The organism is Streptomyces sp. W16, assembly GCF_033194735.1.
In the GTDB taxonomy this organism is placed as follows: Bacteria; Actinomycetota; Actinomycetes; order Streptomycetales; family Streptomycetaceae; genus Streptomyces.
Window position 1 is genome coordinate 1 of the sequence record NZ_JAWOAI010001041.1, and the last position, 1,524, is coordinate 1,524.

At 70.7% G+C, this 1,524-nt stretch carries 1 protein-coding gene; it reads left to right on the forward strand.

Features of this window, described 5'->3' with window-relative positions; all coding sequences use genetic code 11:
* Window positions 1-685: 685 nt before the first annotated feature.
* On the forward strand, window positions 686-1,524 hold an 839-nt coding region (locus R6V09_RS52865; RefSeq protein ID WP_317888515.1), incomplete at its 3' end, for a nitrate- and nitrite sensing domain-containing protein.

A 1,524-nucleotide genomic window follows, 5' to 3' on the forward strand; every position in this document is an offset into this window, starting at 1 on the left:
TCCGCCTGGCCCAGGCCCGCGCACTGCGCCGGGCAGGGGGCCCGGGCAGCGAGCCGTACGCGGTCAGGCTGCTGCGGGAGACGGCGCGCGGGGCGGAGACATACGGCATGACGTCGCTCGGGGCACAGAGCCTGGCGTTGCTGGAGGCGCCGGGGCGGGGGTGAGCAACGACCCCTGAGGCCGGTGGAGTTGGTGTGAGTGACCGATGTTCATGCTGTGAACTAGGTCACATCGGCATCCGCCTCGGGCGCCTCGCCCCCGTCACGTCTCCGACGTCACGTGAACCAGCCTCTGCCCCACACCTCACCGTGGGTAGTCAGCCAAAACACCTTCGTGGGCGGCCGGTTGGGCGTGTGGGTCGCCGGAACGTCTACGCGCGTAGTGTACTGAACGCCCCAAACGGCGGTGTCTGGCGTGTTCGTGGGGTCCCTTGACCCCGGTCGGATGGCTCGGTTTCATACCTAACCAACTGCGCGGGGGGCTCGGGCGCCCGTCGGGAAACCGCAGCCCGTCTTTGGCGTACGTGCCGTGCTGCGCCGCCAACTCCCCAGTCTGTGCAGGCGTGTTGACGTATGCCCGCGAGTTCCGACGCGTCACGCGCCACCCCGGAAAGGAAACCACCGGTGTCGCAGTCCCTCACCGCAGCCCACCTCCATCGCCGCGCCGTCGGACACCGGTGGGTGAAGTGAGCAGACACCGGGACACGTCCACGCAGACCAGACCCGGTACCGGTCGCGGGCGCAGTATCCGCGCCTCGCTCATCACGCTCGCGGTGGTCCCGGCCACGGCGATGGTGCTGCTGTGGGTCAGTGGTTCCTTCGCGCTGTTCGACCAGTGGCACAAGTCCAACACCGTCGGGCAGGCGGCGAAGACCACGTACGCCCTGCAGCCCGCGGTCGGCGAGTTCCAGAAGGAACGGCAGCTGACGGTCAGCCTGTTGGCCTCGCACGGCAGTCCCGCCGCCCTGGCGGCGCAGCGGCGCCGGACGGACGCCGTACTCGCCGGGTTCCGCAAGGCGGACTCCGCCTCCGCCGGTGCCGGAACGGCCCAGTACCAGGCCCAGTTGGCCACCGTACGGAAGCAGCTCACCGCGCTGACCACCGAACGGACCGCGGTCGACGACGGGAAGACCACCCGGCAGCAGGCCTACACCGTCTACTCCGACGCCGTCTCGTCGGCGCTGAACCTCTTCGGGATGCTCAGCACCGACAGCGGTGACGCGGCCACCGCGGCCGACGCCGGTCACGCCCTGGCGTTCCTGCGCGGGGCGGAGGCCCTGTCGCAGGAGGAGGCGATCCTCAACGGAGTCGCCGCGTCAGGGAAGTTGAGCGTCCAGGAGCGGTCGGCGCTGGCGGCGGCCCAGGCCATCCGGGTCTCCGTGCTGTCCAACGAGGTGGAGCCGTACCTGCCCGCGGAGTTGGGCGCGGAGCTGGGCAAGGCCGTGGACGGTCGGGACTGGGCCGCCATGGCGGCCTTCGAGAAGACCGTGGGCTCGGCGTCCGCGGCGCACGACGGCACGATCGG